Origin of the sequence: Flavobacterium sp. LHD-85 (assembly GCF_030929595.1) — a bacterium.
Classification (GTDB): Bacteria; Bacteroidota; Bacteroidia; order Flavobacteriales; family Flavobacteriaceae; genus Flavobacterium.
The window spans coordinates 166,453-191,206 of the sequence record NZ_JAVFVR010000009.1; the positions used below are offsets into that span (position 1 = coordinate 166,453).

The 24,754-nt window shown below is 33.6% G+C and carries 24 protein-coding genes; 13 read left to right on the forward strand and 11 right to left on the reverse strand.

Annotated features, from left to right (window positions below; all coding sequences use genetic code 11):
- The first annotated feature begins 8 nt into the window (after positions 1–8).
- From RB618_RS16005 to recQ, 3 genes are all read left to right on the forward strand, one after another.
- Positions 9–977 (forward strand): deoxyhypusine synthase family protein, encoded by a 969-nt coding sequence (locus RB618_RS16005; protein ID WP_308069657.1) that lies wholly within the window; start codon positions 9–11, stop codon positions 975–977.
- 8 nt (positions 978–985) lie between these two features.
- Positions 986–1,396, forward strand: coding sequence for a DNA primase (locus tag RB618_RS16010; RefSeq protein WP_274256781.1), 411 nt, complete (start codon positions 986–988; stop codon positions 1,394–1,396).
- A gap of 140 nt (positions 1,397–1,536) precedes the next feature.
- Entirely contained in the window at positions 1,537–3,645 is a 2,109-nt protein-coding gene (gene recQ, locus RB618_RS16015) for a DNA helicase RecQ (RefSeq protein ID WP_308069658.1), read from the forward strand.
- Positions 3,646–3,819: 174 nt separating this feature from the next.
- Here the strand turns inward: recQ and RB618_RS16020 are convergent, their stop codons facing one another.
- The 4 genes from RB618_RS16020 to RB618_RS16035 all read right to left on the reverse strand — a co-directional run bounded on the left by RB618_RS16020 (position 3,820) and on the right by RB618_RS16035 (position 8,734).
- Positions 3,820–4,335 (reverse strand): DinB family protein, encoded by a 516-nt coding sequence (locus tag RB618_RS16020; RefSeq protein WP_308069659.1) that lies wholly within the window; start codon positions 4,333–4,335, stop codon positions 3,820–3,822.
- A 9-nt stretch (positions 4,336–4,344) separates the two neighbouring features.
- Positions 4,345–6,930 carry a phosphoenolpyruvate carboxylase gene (locus tag RB618_RS16025; RefSeq protein WP_308069660.1) on the reverse strand — a complete coding sequence of 862 codons (2,586 nt, stop codon included), beginning with the start codon at positions 6,928–6,930 and terminating at the stop codon, positions 4,345–4,347.
- 92 nt (positions 6,931–7,022) lie between these two features.
- Positions 7,023–7,502: an Lrp/AsnC family transcriptional regulator gene (locus tag RB618_RS16030; RefSeq protein WP_008468989.1), complete on the reverse strand. Its 480-nt coding sequence runs from the start codon at positions 7,500–7,502 to the stop codon at positions 7,023–7,025.
- Positions 7,503–7,579: 77 nt separating this feature from the next.
- The gene (locus tag RB618_RS16035) at positions 7,580–8,734 is read right to left on the reverse strand and encodes a M14 family metallopeptidase (protein WP_308069661.1); all 1,155 of its coding nucleotides are present in this window, start codon (positions 8,732–8,734) and stop codon (positions 7,580–7,582) included.
- Between the two features lie 312 nt (positions 8,735–9,046).
- Here RB618_RS16035 and RB618_RS16040 point away from each other — a divergent pair, with 312 nt between their 5' ends.
- Positions 9,047–9,505 carry a helix-turn-helix transcriptional regulator gene (locus RB618_RS16040; RefSeq protein ID WP_308069662.1) on the forward strand — a complete coding sequence of 153 codons (459 nt, stop codon included), beginning with the start codon at positions 9,047–9,049 and terminating at the stop codon, positions 9,503–9,505.
- Positions 9,506–9,589: 84 nt separating this feature from the next.
- Here the strand turns inward: RB618_RS16040 and RB618_RS16045 are convergent, their stop codons facing one another.
- Positions 9,590–10,141, reverse strand: a complete 552-nt coding sequence (locus RB618_RS16045; protein WP_308069663.1) for a 1-acyl-sn-glycerol-3-phosphate acyltransferase — start codon at positions 10,139–10,141, stop codon at positions 9,590–9,592.
- 64 nt (positions 10,142–10,205) lie between these two features.
- Here RB618_RS16045 and RB618_RS16050 point away from each other — a divergent pair, with 64 nt between their 5' ends.
- From RB618_RS16050 to RB618_RS16075, 6 genes are all read left to right on the forward strand, one after another.
- Complete coding sequence (locus RB618_RS16050) at positions 10,206–10,871, forward strand: fused MFS/spermidine synthase (protein ID WP_308069664.1); 666 nt, start codon at positions 10,206–10,208, stop codon at positions 10,869–10,871.
- 3 nt (positions 10,872–10,874) lie between these two features.
- The gene (locus RB618_RS16055) at positions 10,875–11,552 is read left to right on the forward strand and encodes a peptidoglycan DD-metalloendopeptidase family protein (RefSeq protein WP_308069665.1); all 678 of its coding nucleotides are present in this window, start codon (positions 10,875–10,877) and stop codon (positions 11,550–11,552) included.
- A 6-nt stretch (positions 11,553–11,558) separates the two neighbouring features.
- Positions 11,559–12,035, forward strand: a complete 477-nt coding sequence (locus tag RB618_RS16060; protein WP_111369054.1) for a hypothetical protein — start codon at positions 11,559–11,561, stop codon at positions 12,033–12,035.
- 12 nt (positions 12,036–12,047) lie between these two features.
- Positions 12,048–12,572 (forward strand): hypothetical protein, encoded by a 525-nt coding sequence (locus RB618_RS16065; RefSeq protein WP_308069666.1) that lies wholly within the window; start codon positions 12,048–12,050, stop codon positions 12,570–12,572.
- A 48-nt stretch (positions 12,573–12,620) separates the two neighbouring features.
- Positions 12,621–13,091, forward strand: a complete 471-nt coding sequence (locus RB618_RS16070) for a nuclear transport factor 2 family protein (RefSeq protein ID WP_308069667.1) — start codon at positions 12,621–12,623, stop codon at positions 13,089–13,091.
- Between the two features lie 108 nt (positions 13,092–13,199).
- The gene (locus RB618_RS16075) at positions 13,200–14,942 is read left to right on the forward strand and encodes an APC family permease (RefSeq protein WP_308069668.1); all 1,743 of its coding nucleotides are present in this window, start codon (positions 13,200–13,202) and stop codon (positions 14,940–14,942) included.
- 187 nt (positions 14,943–15,129) lie between these two features.
- Here RB618_RS16075 and RB618_RS16080 read toward each other — a convergent pair whose 3' ends face one another.
- Positions 15,130–16,617, reverse strand: coding sequence for an aminotransferase class V-fold PLP-dependent enzyme (locus tag RB618_RS16080; protein WP_308069669.1), 1,488 nt, complete (start codon positions 16,615–16,617; stop codon positions 15,130–15,132).
- 183 nt (positions 16,618–16,800) lie between these two features.
- Here RB618_RS16080 and msrA point away from each other — a divergent pair, with 183 nt between their 5' ends.
- The gene (msrA, locus tag RB618_RS16085) at positions 16,801–17,334 is read left to right on the forward strand and encodes a peptide-methionine (S)-S-oxide reductase MsrA (protein ID WP_308069670.1); all 534 of its coding nucleotides are present in this window, start codon (positions 16,801–16,803) and stop codon (positions 17,332–17,334) included.
- A 189-nt stretch (positions 17,335–17,523) separates the two neighbouring features.
- Entirely contained in the window at positions 17,524–19,092 is a 1,569-nt protein-coding gene (locus RB618_RS16090) for a protein adenylyltransferase SelO family protein (protein ID WP_308069671.1), read from the forward strand.
- Positions 19,093–19,201: 109 nt separating this feature from the next.
- Here RB618_RS16090 and RB618_RS16095 read toward each other — a convergent pair whose 3' ends face one another.
- Together RB618_RS16095 and RB618_RS16100 are read right to left on the reverse strand one after the other, a co-directional pair.
- Positions 19,202–20,170: a YpdA family putative bacillithiol disulfide reductase gene (locus RB618_RS16095; protein ID WP_308069672.1), complete on the reverse strand. Its 969-nt coding sequence runs from the start codon at positions 20,168–20,170 to the stop codon at positions 19,202–19,204.
- Position 20,171: 1 nt separating this feature from the next.
- Complete coding sequence (locus RB618_RS16100) at positions 20,172–20,645, reverse strand: CYTH domain-containing protein (RefSeq protein ID WP_308069673.1); 474 nt, start codon at positions 20,643–20,645, stop codon at positions 20,172–20,174.
- A gap of 261 nt (positions 20,646–20,906) precedes the next feature.
- Between RB618_RS16100 and RB618_RS16105 the strand changes: the two genes are divergently transcribed.
- A complete protein-coding gene (locus tag RB618_RS16105; protein WP_308069674.1) occupies positions 20,907–21,431 on the forward strand; it encodes a hypothetical protein in 525 nt (174 codons plus the stop codon).
- Positions 21,432–21,503: 72 nt separating this feature from the next.
- On the opposite strand, the gene RB618_RS16110 is transcribed toward RB618_RS16105, so the two are convergent.
- The 3 genes from RB618_RS16110 to RB618_RS16120 form a co-directional block, all read right to left on the reverse strand.
- Entirely contained in the window at positions 21,504–22,535 is a 1,032-nt protein-coding gene (locus RB618_RS16110; RefSeq protein WP_308069675.1) for an o-succinylbenzoate synthase, read from the reverse strand.
- Between the two features lie 85 nt (positions 22,536–22,620).
- Entirely contained in the window at positions 22,621–23,859 is a 1,239-nt protein-coding gene (locus RB618_RS16115; protein WP_308069676.1) for a tetratricopeptide repeat protein, read from the reverse strand.
- 197 nt (positions 23,860–24,056) lie between these two features.
- Positions 24,057–24,734 carry a metal-dependent hydrolase gene (locus tag RB618_RS16120; protein ID WP_308069677.1) on the reverse strand — a complete coding sequence of 226 codons (678 nt, stop codon included), beginning with the start codon at positions 24,732–24,734 and terminating at the stop codon, positions 24,057–24,059.
- Between the last annotated feature and the right edge of the window lie 20 nt (positions 24,735–24,754).

Here is a 24,754-nt window from a genome sequence, read left to right on the forward strand (position 1 = left end):
ACAAAAAAATGAAAGGACCAATCAGTCAGTTTATTGAAAAACATTATTTGCATTTTAACTCTGCTTCGTTAGTAGATGCTGCAAAGGCATACGAACAGCAATTAGCCGATGGTGCAAAGATGCTGGTAAGTATGGCTGGCGCAATGAGTACAGCAGAAATTGGTAAAATTTTTGCCGAAGTAATCAGACAAGACAAAGTGCATATTATTTCATGTACTGGAGCAAACTTAGAAGAAGATATCATGAATTTAGTAGCTCATTCTCACTACGAGAGAGTTCCTAACTACCGTGATTTGACACCAGAAGACGAATGGGCTTTATTAGAAAGAGGATTAAACCGTGTTACAGACACTTGTATTCCTGAGCATGAAGCTTTCCGTCGTTTACAAAAACATATTTACAAAATTTGGAAAGATGCTGACGACAAAGGAGAACGTTACTTCCCACACGAATTTATGTATAAAATGTTATTGTCTGGCGTTTTAGAAGAGTATTACGAAATTGATCTAAAAGATAGCTGGATGTATGCAGCTGCAGAGAAAAACTTACCGATTATCGTTCCAGGATGGGAAGATAGTACGATGGGTAACATCTTTGCTTCATACGTAATTAAAGGAGAATTAAAAGCGTCTACCATGAAATCTGGAATTGAATACATGACTTTCCTTGCGGATTGGTATTCTAGAAACAGTTCAAACGGAATTGGATTCTTCCAAATCGGTGGTGGTATCGCGGGTGACTTCCCTATCTGTGTGGTGCCTATGCTATACCAAGATATGGAGATGCACGATGTTCCATTTTGGAGTTATTTCTGCCAAATCTCAGATTCAACAACTAGTTATGGTTCTTACTCTGGGGCAGTTCCAAATGAAAAAATCACTTGGGGCAAATTAGACATCAAAACACCAAAATTTATTATTGAATCGGATGCTACAATTGTTGCTCCGTTAATTTTTGCATACTTATTAGATTTATAAGATAATTTATGAAAAGAGTTATAGTAGACTACGCCAAACTTACCAACGAAATTTTAAACCTTTTGGTTGAAAAATTTCCTGATGGTTATGATGATTCGGATGTAATCCGTTTTAGAAATGCTAAAAACGAATTGGTTGAAGCTGTTGAAGTTCGTACTGAAGACACTATTTACTTAGTAAAAATTAGTACTAAACTTGCTGACAGAATTGAAAACTACGATGAAGATGACGATTTAGATGTTGATGTAGATGCAATTGCGCCAGTTAAAGGTATAGATCTTGATGATGATATTAGTGACGACGATGATGACGATGATAATCACGACAAGCCAGATACTGATGGTGGCGACGATGATGACGATGATGATGATAAAGCAGACACTGATTATGATGAAGAAGACGAAGATGATGAAGATTAATTCATTTTCTTTTGAATAAAAAAAAGGAACTCTATCTGGAGTTCCTTTTTTTATAACAAAACAATACAATTCAACCAATTATATTTTTATTTTTATAGGATTATTTTTACATTTAAATCTTAAGCAAAAAATACATGCCTATGACTTCAGAAATTCTACACGCTACATTAAAAGAAAATTTTGGTTTTGAAAAGTTCAGACCTAATCAAGAAACCATAATCAACACTGTATTAGCTGGACAAGACGCATTGGCAATTATGCCAACAGGCGGAGGAAAATCGATCTGTTTTCAGCTACCTGCTTTAATCTTGCCAGGAATTACCATTGTAATATCACCTCTGATTGCTTTAATGAAAGATCAGGTTGATAGTTTGAAAACAAACGGAATTTCTGCTTGTTATATTAATAGCACACAATCATCACAAGAACAGCAATATTATATAGACAATTTAAAATCAAATCATTTTAAGTTAGTCTACGTTGCACCAGAAAGCCTTTCTTATCTGGATATGGCTTTCAGCGAATTGAATATTAGTTTAATTGCAATTGACGAAGCGCATTGTATTTCGTCTTGGGGACATGATTTTAGACCTGCATATACTAATTTAGGATATCTAAAAAGCCGCTTCCCTTCTACTCCAATCTTAGCATTAACTGCTACAGCTGATAAAGCGACTCGAACAGACATATCCAAACAATTAAACCTCAAGAATCCAAAGACATTTATTGCGTCTTTTGATCGTAAAAACCTAAGTCTTGAAGTTCGACCAGCTTTAGATCGTGTGAAACAAATAATTGATTTTATTGAAAACAAACCAAATGAATCGGGAATTATTTATTGTTTAAGCCGTAAAGCAACAGAAGAGCTTTCTGAAAAATTGGGGAAAAACGGAATTGAAGCGAAAGCTTATCATGCTGGTTTAGACAATGAAACTCGTGCTAAAACTCAGGATCAATTTATAAATGATGATTGTCAGGTGGTTTGCGCAACAATTGCTTTCGGGATGGGAATTGACAAATCTAATGTTCGTTGGGTAATTCATTACAATCTTCCAAAAAATATAGAAGGATACTATCAGGAAATTGGGCGTGCTGGCCGTGATGGTCTTCCTGCCGAAACGGTTTTGTTTGAAAGCTATGCAGATGTGATTCAGTTGCAGAAATTTGCTTCTGAAGGATTGAACTCTGATATTCAGCTTGCAAAATTAGATCGTATGAAACAATACGCTGATGCTGTAAGCTGCCGAAGAAAAATTCTGCTATCTTATTTTGGCGAATTGGTTACTGAGAATTGCGGAAACTGCGATATTTGCAAAAATCCGCCAACTTTTTTCGATGGGACGATTCTCGCACAAAAAGCTTTGTCTGCCATTGTACGTTTGAAAGAATCTGAGCCTTTGGCTGTAATTGTCGATTTTTTGAGAGGCTCGAGAAACGCGTATATCTACGAAAAAAATTATCAAGAGCTAAAAACGTACGGAATTGGAGCTGATGTTTCTTGGTACGATTGGAATCAATACCTTATTCAGCTTATCAATTTAGGTTATTGCGAAATTGCATTTCATCAGCATAATAAAATCTTGCTTACTCCTTTTGCAAAGAAAGTTTTGTTTGAAGGTGAAAAAGTAAAGCTGACGACAGTTGTTAAGAAAATAATTGATAAAAGTGAAGCTAAAGAAGCAAAACCAAAAGCAGCTAAAAACTCTTTGTTTGAAACACTTCGCAAATTGCGTTATGAAATTGCACAGGAAGAAGAAGTTCCAGCTTATGTTATTTTTAGCGATGCTTCTTTGCGTCAAATGGAAATCTTAAGGCCAATGAGCGACGAAGAGTTCCTTGCAGTGGAAGGTGTTGGAAAAGCAAAACTGGAAAAATATGGAGCAGATTTCATCAAGGCCATTATTGAGTTTGAAAGAAATAAATCTGTTGTCAAAAAAGAGAAAAAAGACAACACCTATAAAAAAACGCTACAGTTATTTCAGAATGGAGTTTCGGTCGAAGAAATAGCAGAACAGCGAGATTTGAGTCCAACTACAATTATTTCACATTTGGCGAAATTATATGTTGATGGCCATGATTTAGATTTAAGCCAGTTTGTTTCTGAAGATGAAATTCTGCAAATAGAAAAAGCTCAGATAGAATTAGAGAATCCAAATGCATTAAGGCCTTATTACGATTTTTTCGAAGAGAAAATGTCTTATGATAAAATCCGGTTTGGTTTGGCCTTTTTGGAGAGAAAACTTAAATGAGTTTTGTCATCTTGACGAAAGAAAGATCACACTAGAAACTCCACTAAGATTAGTTAAGCACCAAACCCGACAGGTTTTAAAAACCTGTCGGGTTTACTAAATGTAAAATCAAAAAAAATCCCAAACTCCAACGAAATTGGAATTTGGGATTTTAAATTTTAAAGTATTCAATTTTTACAAATATCTTTCTTCAAAAACTTTTTGGTGATGTTTTTGATGTCCAATCATTACAAAACCTAAAGCGCGAACAGAAATCGGATTATTTGATGCAGTTCCAATTCTTTTAAGCTGTTCCTCAGATAAGCTTTTATAAAACAACAAATTAGAATGTCTCACAGCCGAAAATTCAGTTAATAAATCTTGAATGCTTCTGCTGTTTGAATTGGTATTATCTGCATAATCATTTTCTTCAAAACTTGGCAAAGGCGTTTTGTCGTTTCTTGAAAAACGTAAAGCACGATAGGCAAAAATTCGTTCTGTATCGATAACATGCTGAATAATGTCTTTTATAGTCCATTTTCCTTCGGCATAACGATAATCAAATTTGTCTATTGGAATATTTTGTACAAATCGGATAAACTCGTGAAGCGAAATTTCCAATTCTTCAATTAAAATTCCATCGCCAGCCGCTTTGATATAAGTACCAAAATGGCCTGAATATTCATTGTCTAATAATTCTGCTGCTCTCATTTTTATATTTTAAGCTGAGTTTCTACTTGCGTTAGTATTTCCAAATAATGATCTCGTTACGATTTTCTCATAAACTTTAACTAATTCTTCATTTGGCTTTTCCGCTTTATTTAGCTCATTAATTCTCAATAAAGCATATTGCTGAATAGTCAACAACGGTAAAACAATACGCTCTCTAATCTGAATTGAGGCAATACCATCAGGATAATTTTCCATTAATGTTTTATGACCAGCAATTTTCAATAAAAGACGTTTTGTTTCTGAGAATTCATCGTAGATAATCTGCCAGAATTCACCAAACTCAGGATCATTTTTCATGTAAGCTGTCAATGGCAAGAAAGATTTTGCTAATGACATCATACTATTTTCAAGCAATGTTTTGAAAAATAGTGAATTATGATACAAATCGCTTACTTTATCCCATTGTCCTGATTCCTCAAAATGTCTTAAAGCAGAACCTACTCCAAAGAATCCAGGAACGTTTTGTTTTAACTGGCTCCATGAACCCACAAACGGAATAGCCCTTAAATCGGCAAAATCCAATGATTCAGATTTGCTTCTTTTTGAAGGACGACTTCCAATGTTAGTTTTTGAGTAATATTTCAGCGTACTCATTTTTTCTAAGTACGGAATAAACTTCGGATGATTTTTGAAGCTTAAATATTTGTCATAACCTAAATTAGCCAAATCAGTCAAAATTTGAGTTTCATCTGCAGTCAGTTCATTCTTCTCTTTACTAAAAACTTGATTAGTAACACCTGCACTTAATAAGTTCTCAATATTATAACGGCAAGAATCTAAAGTTCCAAAATTAGAGCTGATCGTTTGACCTTGAACCGTAATCTGAATTTCGTTGTTTTCAATTTTTGGACCAAGAGACGCATAGAATTTATGTGTTTTTCCACCGCCACGAGCTGGAGGTCCGCCACGTCCGTCAAAGAAAATCGCTTTAATTCCGTATTCTCTAGAAATCTTAGTCAACGAAATTTTAGCTTGATAAATACTCCAGTTTGCCATTAAATAACCGCCATCTTTAGTTCCATCAGAGAATCCAAGCATGATAGTCTGCTTGTTCCCTCTCGATTTCAAATGTTTAGCATATTCTGGATTTGTGTACAATTGCTCCATAATAGTATGTGCATTTTGTAAATCGTCTACAGATTCAAATAGCGGAATAATATCTACTGTTGGTTTTTCCCAATTATTCAAACGAATCATAGCAAAAGTTTCCATAACATTTAGTGCACTTTCGTTATTACTAATAATATAACGGTTTGCTCCTTCTTCACCATTGTTTTGCTGAATCGTTTTAATAGCTTGAACAGATTCTAAAGTATATCTAGTTATTTCATTTTCAAAATCAGCTGGATTTAGATTTCCTTTAATTTTTGATAAAACATCAATTTTTTGATCTTCCGTCAATTCGTAATAATTTTTAGGAAAAACATCTGAACCAGAATTCAAATAGTAATTTACAACATCCTTGAAAACCGCATTATGAATTTTGCTGTTTTGACGAATATCTAAAGTCGCAAAATGGAATCCGAATAAATTAATTTTTACTAAAAGCGCATCCAATTCATCCAAATATAAAGATTGATGTTTCTCAATAATTATAGTTCGAATTTTGTTCAGTTGCGTTAATAATTCATCTAATGTGATAAAAATATCTCCTTTAGAATAGAATACAGAACGATAAAGTTTATGTTCAAGTTCAGCCACTAAATCGTCTACACCAGAGAAAGTTAGCTTACGCTTTAGATTTCTCATTTCAACATAATAGCACTTTAAAATTGAAGTGCGTAAGCGATCTGCAACTTTAAGTGTAATGTCTGTAGTAACAAAAGGATTTCCGTCACGGTCACCCCCTGGCCAGAAACCAAGTTTGATCAATTGGTTGTGAATTGGATTTCCTTCTAAAATATTTTTTTGCAGGTAATGTACAATCTCTCCTGCTGTAGCATAAAATACATTTTCAAGGTACCAAATTAAACTTACTGCTTCGTCATAAGGATTTGGTTTTTCTTTCTGAATGAAAGGCGTTTTTCCTAATTGAGCCAGTAATTGTTTTATTTGCAGCAAATCATTTTGACGAATTGCTTCAGTCAAATCATTTATAATTCCTAATACCGGACCAGGATAAAACTGAGTCGGGTGTGCCGTTAGAACGGTACGAACATTAAAACTTTCTAGAAACTCGCTTAATTCGTCGTCTTTCTCTTTTGCATCAGATTTCTCTTTGATGTCACGAAGAGATCCACGTCCTTCCATGTTGTTAACTTCTGGAAAAGCTGCATCTTCGATGGCATCAAACAATACAATCTGACGCTCGATATATTGAATAAATCGAAACATAAGATCGATTTTTTCTTCTTCAGAAGCGTTACTTAAGAATTTATTTGAGAAGAAATCAACAATTTCTTTAGGAGTTTCCTGTTTTTTAAAGCCTGTTTCGCAAGTTTCTGTAAATAAAGGAAGTAAAACTCCCGTATTATCTATAGAATCAAAGGGTAATGTTATAAAAACACTATTATAAATGTGGTATTTTGAGAGAACGTCTTGATTAAAACGCTCAATTTTTGGCAACGTATACATAATCGTGTTATAGTTGGTTGGTTAATTAGTCATAAAAAAACCCCAAGAATAAACTTGAGGTTATATTTTAATATAGCATTCAAGAAAAGTTCTTACATATTTTTGAAAATAGTATGCATCAAACGCTTCTTATCGTTTATACTTTCCTCTAATGAAATCATTGTTTCTGTTCTGTAAACACCATCAATATCGTCAATCATAAAGATAACTTCTTTCGCGTGTTTAGTGTCTTTTGCTCTAATTTTGCAAAAGATGTTGAATTTTCCTGTAGTTACAGAAGCTACAGTTACGAATGGAATTTGATTGATTCTCTCTAATACAAATTTAGTTTGAGATGTATTATTAAGAAAAACCCCTACATAAGCAATAAATGAATAACCTAATTTATCGTAATCTAAGGCTAATGAAGATCCCATGATGATACCGGCATCTTCCATCTTTTTAACTCTAACGTGTACTGTACCAGCAGATATCAATAGTTTTTTTGCAATGTCAGTAAACGGAACTCTCGTGTTGTCTATTAACATATCTAAAATCTGGTGATCTACTTCATCTAAACGAAATTTACTCATAATTGTTTAATTAATATTACTAATTGCTATTACAAAGTATAAAATTATATATAAAAAACAACAAATTCACATAAAAATTAACTTTTTATTAATCCGTTAACAAATTTAACATTTTTATTTAAATAAAAATTTGCTTTTTGACCCGTTTTAGGAAAGTTTTGGAAATCGTCCGAATATTCTGCGCCTTTTGCGTCGTATTCATAGTGTCCAAAATAATTTTCCAACTCGCCTACTTCAACAATGTAAGCGTTAAAATGAATCTTATTTTCGATTAATTCTTCTTTGTATTGTGCGACAAAATTCGTAATAATTTCGATACCATCATAATTTATTTTGACATTTTTATACATAAAATCATAAAAAACCACATTATTTTGTGAAATATTCAAATATTCGGAAAATCTATTGTCAACTAAATCGTTTTCGGATATCAATTTAAAACTTAAAATTAACGAGAAAAATATGAATTTCCTAGTAATTTCTCGCTCGTAGTCCTCTGGAAAGTGTCCTGCCTCAAATAAGATCGTAGGAACGCCTAAAAACTGAAAAGTGTCTCCTATACAATTAATATTGAAGGAGTCATCAAAACGTCCAACTTGTCCTGGAATGTATTTTTGAAGCTCATCATTGATTCCTGCAATGACATTTATAGCTTTTAATCTGTTTTCGTTTACTTCTCTTCCCTCATTATAAGATGGAGCCAAGAAAGATACCGTAGCTGGTTTTCCAGTTGTCCCAGCTCCAAATATGGTACGCTGATCGTGAAGATTAAAGCAAAAATCAGGTTTAAACTCTTCAAATACTTCGCGAAGCACTTTACTTTCGGGCTGCGTCAAATCTTGCGAGTCACGATTTAAATCTATTTCATTTGCATTAGCTCTTGTATAAAGTCTTGCTCCATCCGGATTAAGCATCGGAATGCAATAGAATGTAAAAGTATCCAACATTTGTTTAGCAAGATCAGTATCGTGATTCAGCAAATTGATGAAATCAAATAAAGCTTTTGTTGTTGTGCTTTCGTTTCCGTGCATTTGCGACCATAGATAAGCACGTATTTTTCCCGTTCCGATTTGATAACTATATATAGGTTCACCTAGAACAGATGTACCAATAATCTTAACCTGACCATTTGTATTTAACTTATCTAAAAGCGGTTTAATATGGTCTAAAGTTAGATATCTGCCAGAAATGGATTGTTCTTTGTATTGTGTAAAAAGCTGCTCTAAATTCATTATGTTTCGATTAGTTTACAAAAGTAAACATCTTTATTTTTACAATTGTAAACTGTACAAAAAAATAATAATTTAGAATTGTAAACAGTTTTTAATGAGATTTGGCAGTAGCAGCTTTAACTTGTTTTAACTGAGGTTTTTAAATTAGTTACTCATATCTAAAATAATAAAATTCAGTTAATTATAAATATTTAATTAAATTTTAAATTTAACATAAAAATGAACTCTAATTAAAACTGCAACAATAATGCATGGATATCTTTTCTTTTTGTTTACATTTGTAAATGGAAGATTTTAAACCAAGAATTTACAATGGTAAACATAGATGATTTTGTAAAAAGATTAGAATCCGTATTAGAATATTATGGATTAAATGCCTCTGCTTTTGCTGATAAAATTGGAGTGCAACGCTCTAGCATGTCCCATCTTTTATCAGGAAGAAATAAACCAAGTTTAGATTTTGTAATGAAAATTCTGGAAGTTTTTCCAGATGTAGACTTATATTGGATTTTGATAGGAAAAGGAACTTTTCCAAAAAGCAATAATGAAGAAACAATCGAAACCCAAAAATCTTCTTCTCCTATTCTATCATCAAATCAGAATATGGGAAATGATTTATTTTCGACTATAGAAATAAATACAGAAGAAGAAAAAAGAGAAACTAAAAAATCTTCAGCTCCAAAAAATACAGATTTTAACTTGGAAGATGACGAAATCGAAAAAATCGTTTTATTCTACAAAAATGGCACTTTTAAAGCCTATTCACCATGATGCAAAAATTAGCGCGTATTTGATTCTTTGTACAGAAAATTTTCAAATATGCGATTCTCACGCGTTTGAAAAAAATATAAAAAATTACAATCTAATTCCATTTTCTGGAATTTTACCTAAAACACCATCATAGTGTTTTTTCAAAATTTCATAATCGGCTTCGTAATTTCCAGTTGGAAAAAATGGCTCGCCAAGATTTACTTCTTTTTTGCCCCAATCAAATGCTACAGGAACAATTGGGACTTTTGCTTTAAGCGCAATAAAATAAAATCCGGTTTTTAATTCATTTACTTTTTTTCGAGTTCCTTCTGGAGCAACGGCCAAACGAAAGACTTCTTTTCTATCAAAAATTGCCGCAATCGAATCTACTTTATTTAATCCGCCAGAACGATCTAATGGTTCTCCACCAACATTTCTGAAGTAATAACCAAACGGAAAACGAAACAATTCCTTCTTTCCTACCCAATTCATCTGCAGTCCAGAGATTCCACGAGTAAAAAGACCTATATAAAAATCATGATTACTCGTATGAGGCATCACCATAAGTATACATTTTTTTACTTCAGCATTCTCCATTCCCGCTATCTTCCAGCCCATTAGCTTGTAAAAGATGAATTTGTATAACAGTTTTTTCATGAAAGATTTAATATTTGGTGCAAAATAAAAGATTTAATGGTAAATTTGAGTAAAAGCATAAAAAATGATTCGAAAAATTTTCAGTTATATAATTCCAATAAAAATATTTAAGAAAAAATCGGCCAGAAGCAAGATGATCGAAGTTACTTGGGCAAATGGCAAATTAGTATTGGATACTGAAAACACAAATTATTCGTACGGAAGTCTGCAACGTATATTAAGGTATGGACTCCGAAATATTGGTTATGAGAAAATCCTAGAAATGGATCACATTCTGTTATTGGGAGTCGCTGGCGGAAGCGTGGTAAAAACTTTAGTGGATGAGATTGCCTATAAAGAAAAAATTACCGGAGTGGAAATAGATCCCGATATGATTCATATTGCCAATGAGTACTTTAACCTGAATCAAATTAAACAATTAGAAGTTGTTATTGATGATGCTTTCGAATTTGTACTGAAAACAAAAGAAAAATATGATCTCATTATAATAGACATTTTTGAAGACACACATATGCCAAACTTTTTGTTTGAAAAGTTTTTTGTTGATAGAGTTTGCACACTTTTAAGAGACAAAGGTTTTGTTTTGTTTAACACCATGATATTAGACGAAGCTCATAATGTTCGAAATAGAAAATATGTTGCAGAAGTGAATCCAAAAATGTTTAAAACAAAGATGCTGCCCCGCATTGAAGTACATAACGAATTAATAATTATAAATAAAGTTGCTTAATTTATGAAACCCCTTTCCTCAATCTTAAACGCCTTACCACCTACTAAAGTTATTGATGCCTCAATTAATCTTTCTGAATATGTACCTTTAAATCTATCGGTTTCAAATCAGGAATTGGTCGATAAAAAACTAGACACTTCAGAGGATTTTGAAAAATATATTTCAAACTATCTGAAAGAGAACAATGCCAAAGTAGCCTTTGGAGGTTATATAGAAGGTAGATTTTTATACCAAAGAAGCCCCATATTTTTGGACGCTTCAAAACCAGAACGAAATATTCATATCGGATTGGATTTATGGGCAGAAGCCGGAACCGAAGTACTTTCAGCTCTGGATGGCAAGGTCCATAGTTTTAAAAATAATGTTGGTTTGGGCGATTATGGCCCTACTATTATATTGGAACACGAAGTTGAAAAGGAAAAATTTTATACTTTATACGGACATTTATCGTTAGAAAGTATAGAGAATCTAAAGATCGGAGACTATTTTAAGAAAGGTGAAAAAATTGCCAGCTTAGGAAATGCCTCAGTAAATGGAGATTATGCCCCTCATGTCCATTTTCAAATCATCCACAATATTGGTGATTATCACGGAGACTATCCTGGTGTCTGCAATACAGACGACCTAAACTTTTATATTGAAAATTGTCCCGATCCTAACTTATTATTAAAAATTACTTAAATAGTTATGAAGAAAGCAGGATTGATTATATGTTTGTTGTTATTAATCGGATGTAAATCTAAAACCGTAAGCAGAGATACAGAAGATTTGAAAATTAAAAAGGTTTCTGGAGCAGATGTAAATGCAAATCAGCAGCGTAAAGCGTATGATTTAGGAAAGAGAGTCTTGGAAACTTGTAATACTTCAAAATTTAAACCTTTTAATGAAACTGAAGTAACTAAAACGGTTATGGAAAACACAACTGAAGAACGTTTAACCAAAACCTGCCAAAGATTTAGACAATACTACGGAAGTTTTATAGATTTAAAATTAGATGGAGTTTACAAAACCAAACATGAAGTCATTTACCGCTATCATGCTTTATACACAAAAAAAGTAGCCAATAAAGAGCTGCGTATTTTTGTAAATGAAGACAATCTCATTTCTGCCATAAAATCTATGGATTGGGATGAGAAATTTGATGCCAAATTAGCCGATCAATAAATTACGATACCTATGAATTTTAAACTGCCAATTCTTCTTTTATTATTTGTTTCAACTTTTGCTTCAGCACAGCAAACCATAAGCGTAAAAGGTTCTGCACCTTATCCTGCCACACAAGAATATACTTTCATCTGCGAAAAATATGCTTACTCCGGTGAAATAAATGTGCAGATAGCCAAAACAGAAAAAGGCGGTATTTTAAAACTAACCATTTCTACAGCAAGCGACAAAGCAAAGATTGCTGGTGGTGTTTACGTCGATTTGACAAATGCCGATGTAATTGCCTGCACAGACAAAAATGTAAAAGAATCTGCAGACGGAAAAACGACCGCCTATTACTATTTTACACCAGCAGAATGGCTGAAACTTAAAAAGACTGATATTTACGCTGTACGATTTATAATTGCAGGTGGACCAGATATTTCAGGTAATCTAACAGGGCACTTTACAGCTTATAGTAAAGTGAAATATTTCTCAACAGCATTTGATAAAACTAAAAAAACATTTGATACAGCTAAAGAAATTAGTGTTTTGTAGTGATTTTTTAATATAATAAATCTTATATTTAACATAAATATTTTTTTTATGAACTCAAATGAAGCCTTGATTGCAAAATTTTATACCGCTTTCGCCAATGCTGACGCCAAAACAATGAGCGAATGTTATCATCCGAAAGTTCATTTTATTGATCCAGCTTTTGGTTTGTTAAAAGAAGAACAGGTTTCTAAGATGTGGGAAATGCTACTTTTAAAAAGTAAAGGCAATTTAAAAATTGAATTTTCAAATGTAAAAGCAGACGATTCCACCGGTTCAGCAAATTGGATCGCTACTTACAATTTTAGCAAAACCAACAGAAAAGTCATTAATAAAATTTCAGCAGAATTTATATTCCAAGACGGGCTAATTATCAAACATACCGATAATTTTGATGTTTGGAAATGGTCAAAACAAGCCTTTGGCTTAACTGGCTATTTATTAGGCTGGACAGGATTTTTTCAGCAAAAAGTGCAATCACAAGCCTTATCTGCTCTGAAACAATTTCAGAACAGTATATAATTTGGATAATACATAAGTATTTGCCAAATGTAAATTTCAGTATCTGCCTCACGCTCGATTATAATTATTTGTTTTTAATTTTAATAAAAGTGTTAATTCTAAATACTGATGAAAGAAATCGTACACAAAAAATTAAATCAATTACAGGCAACTGCAATCTGCGGAAACGATATTAGTTCTTCATGCCTCTACGTTTCGGCTTTAACCATTTTATACGCAGGACAATACGCTTGGATTTCACTTCTAATTGTTGCTGTTGTCTTATTTCTTTTCAGAAAAATTTATGCAGAAGTTGTTGGAGCCATTCCTTTAAATGGTGGCGCTTATAACGTTTTATTAAATACTTCCACAAAACGTTTAGCTTCTGTAGCTGCAACATTAACCGTTTTGTCCTATATGGCAACCGCCGTAATTTCGGCTTCAGAGGGAATGCATTATTTGCACGGAATTTTTGAAGGTCTTAATGTCACTATTGCAACAGTAGTCGTCTTGGTTCTTTTTACCGGATTAGCCATTTTAGGAATCGGAGAATCTGCATTCGTCGCCGTAATCATTTTTATGACCCATATTGGAACTTTGACTTTGCTGGTTCTAGCATCGGCTTGGTTTGTTTTAATGAACGGTTTAGATACATTTCATATAAATTGGCAAACACCTATTGCTTCTGGAAGCATAAAAACTGCTCTTTTTCTGGGATTTTCTGCCGCCATGTTAGGAATATCAGGTTTTGAAAGTTCTGCCAATTTTGTAGAGGAACAAGAACATGGTGTTTTCACCAAAACGCTTCGCAATATGTGGGGAATCGTGAGTTTCTTCAATCCCGTAATTGCCATTTTGTTAATTAGTGTAATTCCACTGACAGAAGTTGGAGAAAACAAAGAATCACTTCTCGCTCATTTAGGTGAAACAACTGGAGGTTCATGGCTCGCTTGGCTTATTTCTATAGATGCCGTACTTGTGCTTTGCGGAGCCGTTTTAACTTCATTCGTTGGTGTTTCTGGACTTTTAAACCGAATGACTTTAGATAGAATTTTGCCCAACTATTTTCTAAAACAAAACAAAAGAGGTTCTCATTACCGAATCGTTATAAGTTTTCTAATTCTTTGCTTGTCCGTTCTTTTTGCAACAAATGGGCACTTAGAATCTTTGGCTGGAGTTTATACTTTTTCTTTTTTGGCTGTCATGGCTCTTTTCGGAATTGGAAATTTACTTTTAAAATACAAACGCAGCAAACTCCCAAGACCAGAACGTGCCCGAGGCATTGCAGTTGTAACCGCTGTGACTTTTGTAATTGCTGCCTTTATTGGAAATATGCGTTTAAATATCAACTCTTTCTATACATTTTTGCAATATATGATTCCAGCTTTAATTTTTATCGGCATCATGCTTAATCGTGTCATGTTAATACGTTTATTAATTGAAGCTTTAGAATATTTTTATCAGCCTCTCCGTAAAATAGTAATATTGAGTAATCGCTATTTGGAAAAGTTAAGCTCTAAGATTAATTCTCAAGAATTTGTATTTTTTACAAAAGGCGACGACATTACAATTTTAAACAAGGTTTTGCAGTATGTAGAAGACAATGAAACTACAAAGAAATTAAAAATTGTTCATGTCAAAAAAGATGCTGTAGATAACGAAGCGCTCAAAAAAGATTTGGAAGTCTTAGATCGCGCTTACGACGGACTAGATATCGAATTTATAGAAATTGAAGGCGTATTTGGTCCCGAAATTATAGATGAACTTTCTCAAAAATGGAACATTCCAAAAAACTTTATGTTTATTGGTTCACCAGGAAATAGATTCTCCTACCGAGTTGCCGATCTTGGCGGCGTAAGATTGATTATGTGAATATCAGGTCTTTTCCTTTGCGACCTCAATAAAGACAAAGATTATTAAACAAAATCAATACGAATCTTAGCGCTCTTTGCGTTAAAAAAAATAGCCACAGATTAAAAAATTAAGGAGATTTTAAAAAATCAGCGTTAATCTGTATAATCTGTGGCTAAAGAGTTTTTAGCTATCTGAAGTTATAGATCTAAGATTTAAACCAACTTTCAACTAATTCATCTTCAAACGAAGTTGCATCTTTATGAATAAACTCATTACGGTTTTTATCGTAAGAATAATCCAAAGCCCATGTTTTATGATTTGCCGCTAATTCTTTGATGCTATTGCAAACAAAAGCAATTTCTTCATCAGTTGTTGTTGGGTGAATCGACATTCTAATCCATCCTGGTTTTTTGATTAAATCACCAATCGTAATTTCATTAACCAATTTATTAGAAGTTTCCTGATCAACATGCAATAAATAATGGCCGTAAGTTCCTGCACAACTGCATCCTCCTCTAGTCTGAATTCCAAAACGATCATTTAAGATTTTTACCCCTAAATTGAAGTGAAGATCATCAATAAAAAACGAAATTACGCCAAGACGTTCTTTGTGCTGTCCAGCTAAAATTTTAATATTAGAAACAGGATCCAATTGAGAGAAAACGTAATCAACAATTTCATGTTCACGTTCCATAATGTTTTCAATCCCCATTTCCTCCTTAAGCTCAATTGCCAGCGCAGTTTTAATAACTTGAAGGAAACCAGGCGTTCCGCCATCTTCACGATCTTCAATGTTATCAATATACTTATGCTCTCCCCAAGGATTTGTCCAGCTCACGGTTCCTCCGCCTGGGCAATCAGGAATCATGTTGTTGTATAACTTTTTGTTGAAAATCAAAACTCCAGAAGTTCCAGGTCCGCCTAAGAATTTATGAGGCGACATAAAAACAGCATCCAAATAAGATTCTGGATCTGCCGGATGCATATCAATTTCTACATATGGCCCAGAACAGGCAAAATCAACAAAACATACACCATTGTATTGATGCATTAGTTTTGCAGCTTCATGAAAAGGAGTTCTTAGCCCCGTAACATTCGAACAAGCCGTAATAGAAGCAATTTTGATAGTTCTATCTTTATATTTCTCCAATAAAGCTTCAAGACTCTCTAAATGAAAAAGCCCTTTCTCGCAAGACGGAATAATCTCAACATCTGCAATAGTTTCTAGCCACGAAGTCTGATTAGAATGGTGCTCCATATGCGAAATAAAAACAATAGGTTTTTTCTCTGCTGGAACAGTTGTAAAACTTTTTAAGTTTTCAGGAATTTTTAATCCTAAAATACGCTGAAATTTATTGATAACTCCCGTCATTCCGGTTCCATCCGTAATTAAAACATCATCATTGTTTGCATTGGCATGACGCTTAATAATATGTCTGGCATGGTGGTACGCTTTTGTCATAGCCGTACCAGATACAGTCGTTTCAGTATGTGTATTGGCTACAAATGGTCCAAACTGATTTAATAGTTTTTCCTCAATCGGACGATATAACCTTCCGCTGGCAGTCCAATCTGTGTAAATTATTGATTTTCTGCCATAAGGCGAAGTAAATTCTTGATTTATACCGACAATATTCTGTCTAAATTCCTGGAAATAAGTTTCCAGTGTCATGGTACTATTTTTGCTATTCATTAGTTGTGCCTTGTGTTTGACTGCAAATATATATAGTTTTTTATAAAATTGCGAATTTATCAATAGTAAACTTCAAACACTATATTACTGTTTGGTATTTTTAGTTAAAACAACTTTTTTTTAATAAATTATCATAATATCCTATCGAATTAATAGGCATTAAATTTAAAGAAAGTAATATTTATGGAGAATTTATCTGTAGCTACCTTTGGTGGCGGATGTTTTTGGTGTATAGAAGCTGTAATTCAGCGTTTAAAAGGAATAGAATCTATAAAATCGGGTTATTCAGACGGATTTATAAAAAATCCAGCGTATCGTGAAGTATGTACGGGAAGAACAGGACATGCCGAAGTGATTCAAGTGACTTTCAACCCTGACATAATTTCATATCATGACTTAATTTTCATTTTCATGACAAGTCATGATCCGACAACTTTAAATCGTCAAGGTGGCGATAGTGGAACCCAATACCGTTCGATAATTTTATATCACGATGATACGCAAAAAGCAATTGCCGAAAAAGTTTTTGAAGAAGTGCAGCCTGCTTACGCAGATCCAATTGTAACGCAACTAAAGCCTTTTGAAGTTTTTTATGAAGCTGAAGATTATCATCAAAACTATTATAATGAAAATTCAGAAGCTGGATATTGCCAAGTTGTAATTGATCCAAAAATTCAAAAACTTAAAAAAATGTATGCTGATATGCTAATTGGCTAATTTTAAGTTTGCCACAGATTAAAAAGATTAAAGATTGGAATTATTTATGAATTGAATTGTTACCCTGAGCGAAGTCGAAGGGCGCTCCAATTGAACCGAGGCTTCGACTTCGCTCAGCCTGACAAATACTAGAATAATAAATCCGTTTGATCTATATAATCTGTGGCAAAAAGAAAGAAAAACAACAAAATGAAAAATCTTAAAATAAATAATCGATTTACTGCCGAATTGCCAGCAGATCCAGATTTGACGAATGAGATTCGTCAAGTTAAGAACACTCTATTTTCATATGTAAATCCAACAAAACCCTCAAACCCAAAATTGATTCACGCTTCTGAAGAAGTGGCTGAATTAGTTGGAATTTCTAAGGACGAAATTAAATCAGAACAGTTTTTAAATATTTTTTCAGGAAAAGAAATTCTTCCAGAAACACAGCCGTTTGCCATGTGCTATGCGGGACATCAGTTTGGAAATTGGGCTGGACAATTGGGCGATGGACGTGCAATTAATCTAACTGAAGTTGAAAACAATAATCAGTTTTACACATTGCAGTTAAAAGGCGCAGGAAAAACTCCATATTCTAGAACGGCAGATGGCTTGGCTGTTTTACGCTCTTCTATAAGAGAATATTTATGTGCTGAAGCAATGTATAATTTGGGCGTTCCCACTACCCGATCGCTTTCACTTGCCCTTTCTGGAGATCAGGTTTTAAGAGATGTTTTATATAACGGGAATCCTGCTTATGAAAAAGGTGCCATTGTATGCCGTGTAGCTCCTTCTTTCATTCGTTTTGGTAGCTACGAAATGCTTACAGCTAGAAACGAGCTAAAAAACTTAAAGCAATTTGTAGAATTTACTATTAAGCACTATTTCCCTGAAATTACTGGAGAGCCAAAAGAACAGTATCTGCAGTTCTTTCAAAAAGTTGCCGATACAACTCGAGAAATGATCCTGCATTGGCAACGTGTTGGATTTGTTCACGGTGTAATGAACACCGATAATATGTCCATTCACGGAATTACGATCGATTACGGTCCTTATGGCTGGCTTGAAAATTATGACCCAGACTGGACTCCAAACACAACCGACAGTCAAAATAGAAGATACCGTTTCGGAAATCAGCCACAGGTGGCACAGTGGAATTTATTTCAATTGGCAAATGCGCTTTATCCATTAGTTAATGAAGCGGCGCCTCTTGAAAAAATATTAGATACGTTTATAACTGATTTTGAAAAAGATTACAAAATAATGTTCTTGAGCAAATTAGGAATATTTACTTCAAGTGAAGCTGATGATAAAATCATTAAAGGTATAGAAGAAATTTTGCAGTTATCAGAAACTGATATGACCATATTTTTTAGAAATCTTAGTAAGATTAAAAAAGATGATTCTGTAGAACAAGCATTCGAAAAAATAGAATACGCATTTTATATTCCAGAAGAAATAAGAGAAAATATTCTAGACGCTTGGCAAAAATGGTTTACAGTTTATTTGAAAAGATTAAACTCTGAAACACTTTCAGATGAAGAAAGAACTTCAAAAATGAATCAAATTAATCCAAAATATGTATTGCGAAATTATATGGCACAATTGGCTATTGATGCAGCAGACAAAGAGGATTATACTTTGGTTGATGAATTATTTCAGCTTCTGAAAAATCCGTATGACGAGCAGCCCGAATCTGAAAAATGGTTTGCAAAACGTCCAGATTGGGCAAGAACAAAAGTTGGCTGTTCAATGCTTTCATGCAGTTCTTAATTTTTTTTTGCCACGAATTACACAAATTTAAACAAATATTTTTCCCAGTTTAATTCTACTTAAAGCGAATAAAATTGGTGCAAATTTGTGTAATTCGTGGCAAACTTTTTTAATTTGAGCTAATATAATCTACAATCAAATTAGCTTGAATTCTAGAGTTTTCTATAAACCATTTATGTGTCTGCATTCCTCCGCACACAACGCCAGCGAGAAACAAACCTTCTACATTAGTTTCCATTGTATCAGGATTATAAACCGGAATTTTTAGTTCATCAGCAGAAAGCTGAATTCCAATTTTTTCCAGAAAATTCAAATCAGGTTTGTAGCCAGTTAATGCCAAAACAAAGTCATTTTCAATTGTAATTTTTCCGTTTGGTGTCTGAATTTCTACTTTACCTTCCTTAATTTCAGTAATATTTGATTCGAAATAAGCTTTAATACTTCCTTCGGCGATACGGTTTTCAATATCCGGTTTCACCCAATATTTTACACGATTATTAATTTCGTTTTTACGGATTACCATCGTAACCTCTGCTCCTTTCCTCCAACACTCCAAAGCAGCATCTACAGAAGAATTATTCGCTCCAACAACCAAAACTTTTCTAAAAGCATATTCGTGTGCTTCTTTATAATAATGACGCACTTTTGGAAGGTTTTCACCCAAAACATTCATTTCAATCGGAATATCATAAAAGCCAGTTGCAATTATGACATTCTTTGATTCGTAATTACATTTATCAGTTGTAATTCTAAAAATGTTTTGATTCTTCACTATTTCAGTTACTTTTTCAAATAAATTGATATTGAATTTAAAATAGCGATGAATATTTCTGTAGTATTCTAAAGCTTCTTGTCGTCCAGGTTTCGGCGCCAAACAGTTAAACGGAATCCCGCCAATTTCTAATCTTTCTGCAGTAGAGAAAAAAGTCATATAAAGCGGGTAGTTAAAAATACTATTAACAATCGCACCTTTTTCTATAATTACATATTTTAAATTTTTCTTTTCAGCTTCTATTGCGCAAGCAAGTCCAATTGGTCCACCACCTACTATAACAAGGTCATAAATTGATTCTGTCATTTTATTTTTGCCAGTCTTTATAAGGATTTTTGCTTAAATAAGCATTATAATATCTTTCATCGTTTGTTACTTCCTCTCCTAGCCATTCTGGCTTTTCAAAAGTTTCATCCTCCGAATTTAATTCAATTTCAGCCATTACCAAGCCTTCATTTTCGCCATAAAATTCATCTACTTCAAATACATGATCGCCAGATTTTATTTCATAACGCGTTTTTTCAATTTTCCCTCTTTCGCATAATTTCAAAAGTTCCTGAGCTTCATCAAGCGGGATTTCATTCTCCCATTCAAAACGAGACATACCGCCACTATGGCTTATTCCTTTTATGGTTATAAACCCTTTGTGACCTTTAATCCTAACCCTAACCGTACGCTCAGGAGCAGAACTCAAATACCCTTGAGCAATCTTATTCTGAGTAAAAGCTTGATTCTTGTAAACGTCAGATTTTACAAGAAACTTTCTTTCTATTTCAACCATTTTTATTCTAGATTATTTTTTATGCAAGTTACTCATTTTAATCAAGCCTTTTAGTTTATAAAAAATGAAAAATATGTTAATTCATTCTTTTTATCAAACAGTAAAAAGAATCAAAATAACTGATTATTAACATCTTGCAATCATTATTTTAAGTAATTTTGATAGAATCCAATCCTCAATAAACAGTTAGTTATCAATCTAAAACATTTTTTACGCATAACTAAAAAACTTACTACAATTTAAACTCTAAAATAGAAGATCATGAATGTACCTTATATTGCAATACCGATAGCACTAGGTGTAATCTGTGGGATTTTAGGTTACATACTAGGTAAAATTACTTTTAAGAATGACAATTCACTTTCAGCATCTCTTCAAGCCGATTTAGATGTCTGTAAAGCTCATACACGAAATTTAAACACAAGAATCTTAAAATTAGAAGCTGAACTGGCGACAAAAAACAAAACAGCAGTTCCTGAAATAATTCCTTTTGAGCCCAAATTAGCTTCAAATGCATTAGGAAAAAAAATAAAAGAAAATGATTTAAAAATAGTAGAAGGAATTGGCCCTAAAATAGAATCTTTATTTGTTAAAGCAGGAATAAAAACGTGGCAAAATCTGTCACAGGCATCCACCGAAAAATTGCAATCAATCTTAGATTCTGGTGGAGAAAACTATGCCATGCATAATCCGAGCACTTGGGCCAAACAAGCATTAATGGCTTATCAAGGAAAATGGATGGAATTGAAAGATTGGCAAGATAGTCTATTGGGCGGAAAAGAGTGAAAAGAAGACACTAAGTTTCTAAGATACTGAGATGCTAAGATTTTACTTTTTGAGACTTAGGAGCTTAGTATCTTAGAAACTTGACCATTTCTTAGAAGCATTGTACCAAAGCTGGCCTTTTTTTACTTCTAGCGGGCATTCTATATTATTAGTATATAATGCTCCGGTTCCTAAACCTTGAGGCATATCTGAATTTAATGTAAATGTCCATTGTGCAATCGCATTCAGTCCAATATTGCTTTCTAATGCCGATGTAATCCACCAGCCGATATTGTATTTTTCTGCTAAAGTGATCCATTCTTGTGTACCTTTGAAACCGCCAATAAAGCTTGGTTTTAAAATAATGTATTGAGGTCTAATTTCCTGAAGCAATTTTTCTTTTTCTTCAAACGAAAATACACCAATAAGTTCTTCATCTAAAGCTATTGGAAATGGAGTTTCTCTGCACAATTTAGCCATTTCTTCAACTTGGCCTTTTTTAATTGGCTGTTCAATGCTATGAAGCTGAAATTGATTTAATTGCTTTAATTTATCTAAAGCTTCTATTGAAGAAAAAGCGCCATTAGCATCTACTCTAATTTCTATTTCTTCCTGTGAAAAATGGCTTCTAATGAACTGCAATAATTCTAATTCTTTATTGAAATCTATAGCACCAATTTTCAGTTTTATACAGCCAAAATCATCAGACAATTTTTCCTCTATCTGCTGTTTCATAAAAGCCGATTCACCCATCCAGACTAATCCGTTTATAGGAATTGAACTTGTATTATTGGTAAAATTAGATGGAAACAAAAGATATGGATTTTCACTTTTAAGCGATAAAAAAGCCATTTCTATCCCAAATTGTATGGAAGGAAATTCTAATAAAGCCTTCCAAAGAGCTGTTTCCCCTAAATGAATATTATCGCAAGCCCATTTTAATTTTTCTTCATAATCTTCACGATCATCTGCGCTCAAACCACGCAGTATGCCACACTCTCCTATTCCTTTTTTGCCGTTTTCCTCTAGCACTATAAACCAAGTTTCTTTCTCAGTCATAATTCCTCTGGAAGTTCCTGACGGGCGTTTAAATTCTAGTAAATATTTATGATAAGATGCGTTCATTTTTTTAAAGGGACTGAGATGCTAAGCTACTGAGGCACTAAGCTTTTCTTAATACTCTTCATGTAGCAATTTGTGCATTAGAAACTTAGTTGTATAATTTTAAGATTTTTTCAAAATCTTTTGAAGGTAAGCCTGCTTTTTCAAAAGCTTGAAAATCAAGTTTTGTTTTTGCTGTCCAGCTTAAACTGTCCGTTACGTTCTGAGTCTGGTATTTTTTATAAATCGCTTTGGCAGCACTGTAGTCATCACTTACTAAATAAGTATGTGCCAAATTTAATTTGACCAATAATTCAGTATCATCCAATTTTTCACCTTCCTGAAGCACTTTTAATGCTTTTGCATACTGCTTGGTCAAAATGTAGCAGTAGCCTAGTGAACCGTAATCTAGAGCAGTTGCTTTACCTTCGTTTACAATTGTGTTTAATTTAGGAATCGCTTCGTTATACTTTTGAGTTTTAATTAAAGAAGCGACTTGTGTTCTTAAATCGTTGAATACATTTTTAGAAATATCAGCATCCTTGTAACAGCTGTTTCCAAAATCTTTATACACTTTTGTTTTCTCTACAGCCAATAATTTCTGAAACTCATCATAACGATATTGTTTCATGATTTTATTCAGGATGCAAACGCAAAAATCATCAGAATTAGCCATTTTCTGTGCCATTGTAGACGTTTTGCATAAACTGATAATTTCATTTTTGTTGTCCTGATTCCATCCGCGATTTAGTTTTGTATCTACCCAAGGCACTACTTCCAAAACTACTTTTTGGCTTAAGATCCAGTTTTTGCTTTCAAAACCAAACCAGATTGTGCCGATGTTTTCCGTCAAGCATGATGATTTATTTACAGATAAGCGTTTAGCATCTTTGCTAACAGGTTCTGCCTGAGAATAGCAAGCTTTGTCAATTTTACCATCTGCAACATATTTTTTTGCATTTTCGTTGGACGTGAAAATCGAATAGGCACACTCATCCTCTCCCGAAATTTTGGACATCAGGAATACAGCGCCTGCAGAACCTTGGCTAACACCTGTTGGGTCAGGAATTGCTTTTAACAAAGAAACCAAGCTATTGGCCATTTCCTGATTTTTATCTAAAAGTGTGATTCTATATACAATTTCTGTAGTTCCAACTGGTAAGTCTTCTGTTGGTATAGAAATTCTATCGCGTGCAGGAACCATAATTTCTTTGGTTGTTGCACGTTCTTTGTCCCAATAACCGTCTTTTTGTCCAAAAGCGTTATAGGAAGTTGCGATAAATAGTAATAAAAGGATTTGTTTGAAAGTTGTACTTTGTGATGATGCTTTAAGTGCCACAGATTTCACAGATTAAAATGATTTTTAATTCAATTAACATAGATTATGCCAAATAACTTTCTTAAGAAATTGAGTGCCCTAGCCCCAATAGAGGCGGTATCTCCCGATTTAGAAAAACAAGGCTTTTTCAGCCGTGTTTTTTGTTAATCGGGAATTTAGCCGAAAGCGGGATTGGCTCCTTCCTTCAACTCCGCTCAGGATGACAATTATAATTCAATAGAATCTCCGATTGGTAAAAGCATTAAATCTTTTCCTTTGTCGAAGAATTTGCGAATTGCTTCTTCATGATTGATTTCGATATAACCGAAAGTATCGAAGTGATATCCTAAAACTTTGTCGCATTCTACAAAATCTGAAGCAATAATAGCGTCTTCAACATCCATTGTAAAGTTGTTTCCGATTGGGAGAATGGCTAAATCCAGTTTTGTACGAAGCGGAATCAATTTCATATCGTAAGTCAATGCCGTATCTCCAGCGATATAGATGTTTTTATGCTCGCCTTCGATTACAAAACCTCCAGGGTTTCCTCCGTAAGAACCGTCAGGAAAACTGCTTGAGTGAATTGCGTTTACATATTTTACCTTTCCGAAATCAAATTTCCAGCTTCCGCCGTGATTCATTGGGTGCGAATTGAATCCTTTTTTTGCGTAATGACTTGCAATTTCTGCATTAGAAACAATAACTGCATCGGTATTTTTAGCAATGGCTTCAACATCTAGAACGTGATCAGGATGTGCATGTGTTAGCAAAATATAATCGGCTCTAATAGTACTCAGGTTGATCGATGCAGCTTGCGGGTTTCCAGTAATAAATGGATCCACAATAATGTGTTTTCCTCCTACTTCAATTCCTAATGAAGCGTGTCCGTAGTAAGTAATTTTCATTTTGTTACCTTTTAAATTTA

What these genes read in the sequence shown, in the direction of transcription:
- RB618_RS16005 (WP_308069657.1), top strand. Translation starts at nt 9, where the DNA reads ATGAAAGGACCAATCAGTCAGTTTATTGAAAAACATTATTTGCATTTT.
- RB618_RS16010 (WP_274256781.1), top strand. Translation starts at nt 986, where the DNA reads ATGAAAAGAGTTATAGTAGACTACGCCAAACTTACCAACGAAATTTTA.
- recQ (WP_308069658.1), top strand. Translation starts at nt 1,537, where the DNA reads ATGACTTCAGAAATTCTACACGCTACATTAAAAGAAAATTTTGGTTTT.
- RB618_RS16020 (WP_308069659.1), bottom strand. Translation starts at nt 4,335, where the DNA reads ATGAGAGCAGCAGAATTATTAGACAATGAATATTCAGGCCATTTTGGT.
- RB618_RS16025 (WP_308069660.1), bottom strand. Translation starts at nt 6,930, where the DNA reads ATGTATACGTTGCCAAAAATTGAGCGTTTTAATCAAGACGTTCTCTCA.
- RB618_RS16030 (WP_008468989.1), bottom strand. Translation starts at nt 7,502, where the DNA reads ATGAGTAAATTTCGTTTAGATGAAGTAGATCACCAGATTTTAGATATG.
- RB618_RS16035 (WP_308069661.1), bottom strand. Translation starts at nt 8,734, where the DNA reads ATGAATTTAGAGCAGCTTTTTACACAATACAAAGAACAATCCATTTCT.
- RB618_RS16040 (WP_308069662.1), top strand. Translation starts at nt 9,047, where the DNA reads ATGGTAAACATAGATGATTTTGTAAAAAGATTAGAATCCGTATTAGAA.
- RB618_RS16045 (WP_308069663.1), bottom strand. Translation starts at nt 10,141, where the DNA reads ATGAAAAAACTGTTATACAAATTCATCTTTTACAAGCTAATGGGCTGG.
- RB618_RS16050 (WP_308069664.1), top strand. Translation starts at nt 10,206, where the DNA reads ATGATTCGAAAAATTTTCAGTTATATAATTCCAATAAAAATATTTAAG.
- RB618_RS16055 (WP_308069665.1), top strand. Translation starts at nt 10,875, where the DNA reads ATGAAACCCCTTTCCTCAATCTTAAACGCCTTACCACCTACTAAAGTT.
- RB618_RS16060 (WP_111369054.1), top strand. Translation starts at nt 11,559, where the DNA reads ATGAAGAAAGCAGGATTGATTATATGTTTGTTGTTATTAATCGGATGT.
- RB618_RS16065 (WP_308069666.1), top strand. Translation starts at nt 12,048, where the DNA reads ATGAATTTTAAACTGCCAATTCTTCTTTTATTATTTGTTTCAACTTTT.
- RB618_RS16070 (WP_308069667.1), top strand. Translation starts at nt 12,621, where the DNA reads ATGAACTCAAATGAAGCCTTGATTGCAAAATTTTATACCGCTTTCGCC.
- RB618_RS16075 (WP_308069668.1), top strand. Translation starts at nt 13,200, where the DNA reads ATGAAAGAAATCGTACACAAAAAATTAAATCAATTACAGGCAACTGCA.
- RB618_RS16080 (WP_308069669.1), bottom strand. Translation starts at nt 16,617, where the DNA reads ATGAATAGCAAAAATAGTACCATGACACTGGAAACTTATTTCCAGGAA.
- msrA (WP_308069670.1), top strand. Translation starts at nt 16,801, where the DNA reads ATGGAGAATTTATCTGTAGCTACCTTTGGTGGCGGATGTTTTTGGTGT.
- RB618_RS16090 (WP_308069671.1), top strand. Translation starts at nt 17,524, where the DNA reads ATGAAAAATCTTAAAATAAATAATCGATTTACTGCCGAATTGCCAGCA.
- RB618_RS16095 (WP_308069672.1), bottom strand. Translation starts at nt 20,170, where the DNA reads ATGACAGAATCAATTTATGACCTTGTTATAGTAGGTGGTGGACCAATT.
- RB618_RS16100 (WP_308069673.1), bottom strand. Translation starts at nt 20,645, where the DNA reads ATGGTTGAAATAGAAAGAAAGTTTCTTGTAAAATCTGACGTTTACAAG.
- RB618_RS16105 (WP_308069674.1), top strand. Translation starts at nt 20,907, where the DNA reads ATGAATGTACCTTATATTGCAATACCGATAGCACTAGGTGTAATCTGT.
- RB618_RS16110 (WP_308069675.1), bottom strand. Translation starts at nt 22,535, where the DNA reads ATGAACGCATCTTATCATAAATATTTACTAGAATTTAAACGCCCGTCA.
- RB618_RS16120 (WP_308069677.1), bottom strand. Translation starts at nt 24,734, where the DNA reads ATGAAAATTACTTACTACGGACACGCTTCATTAGGAATTGAAGTAGGA.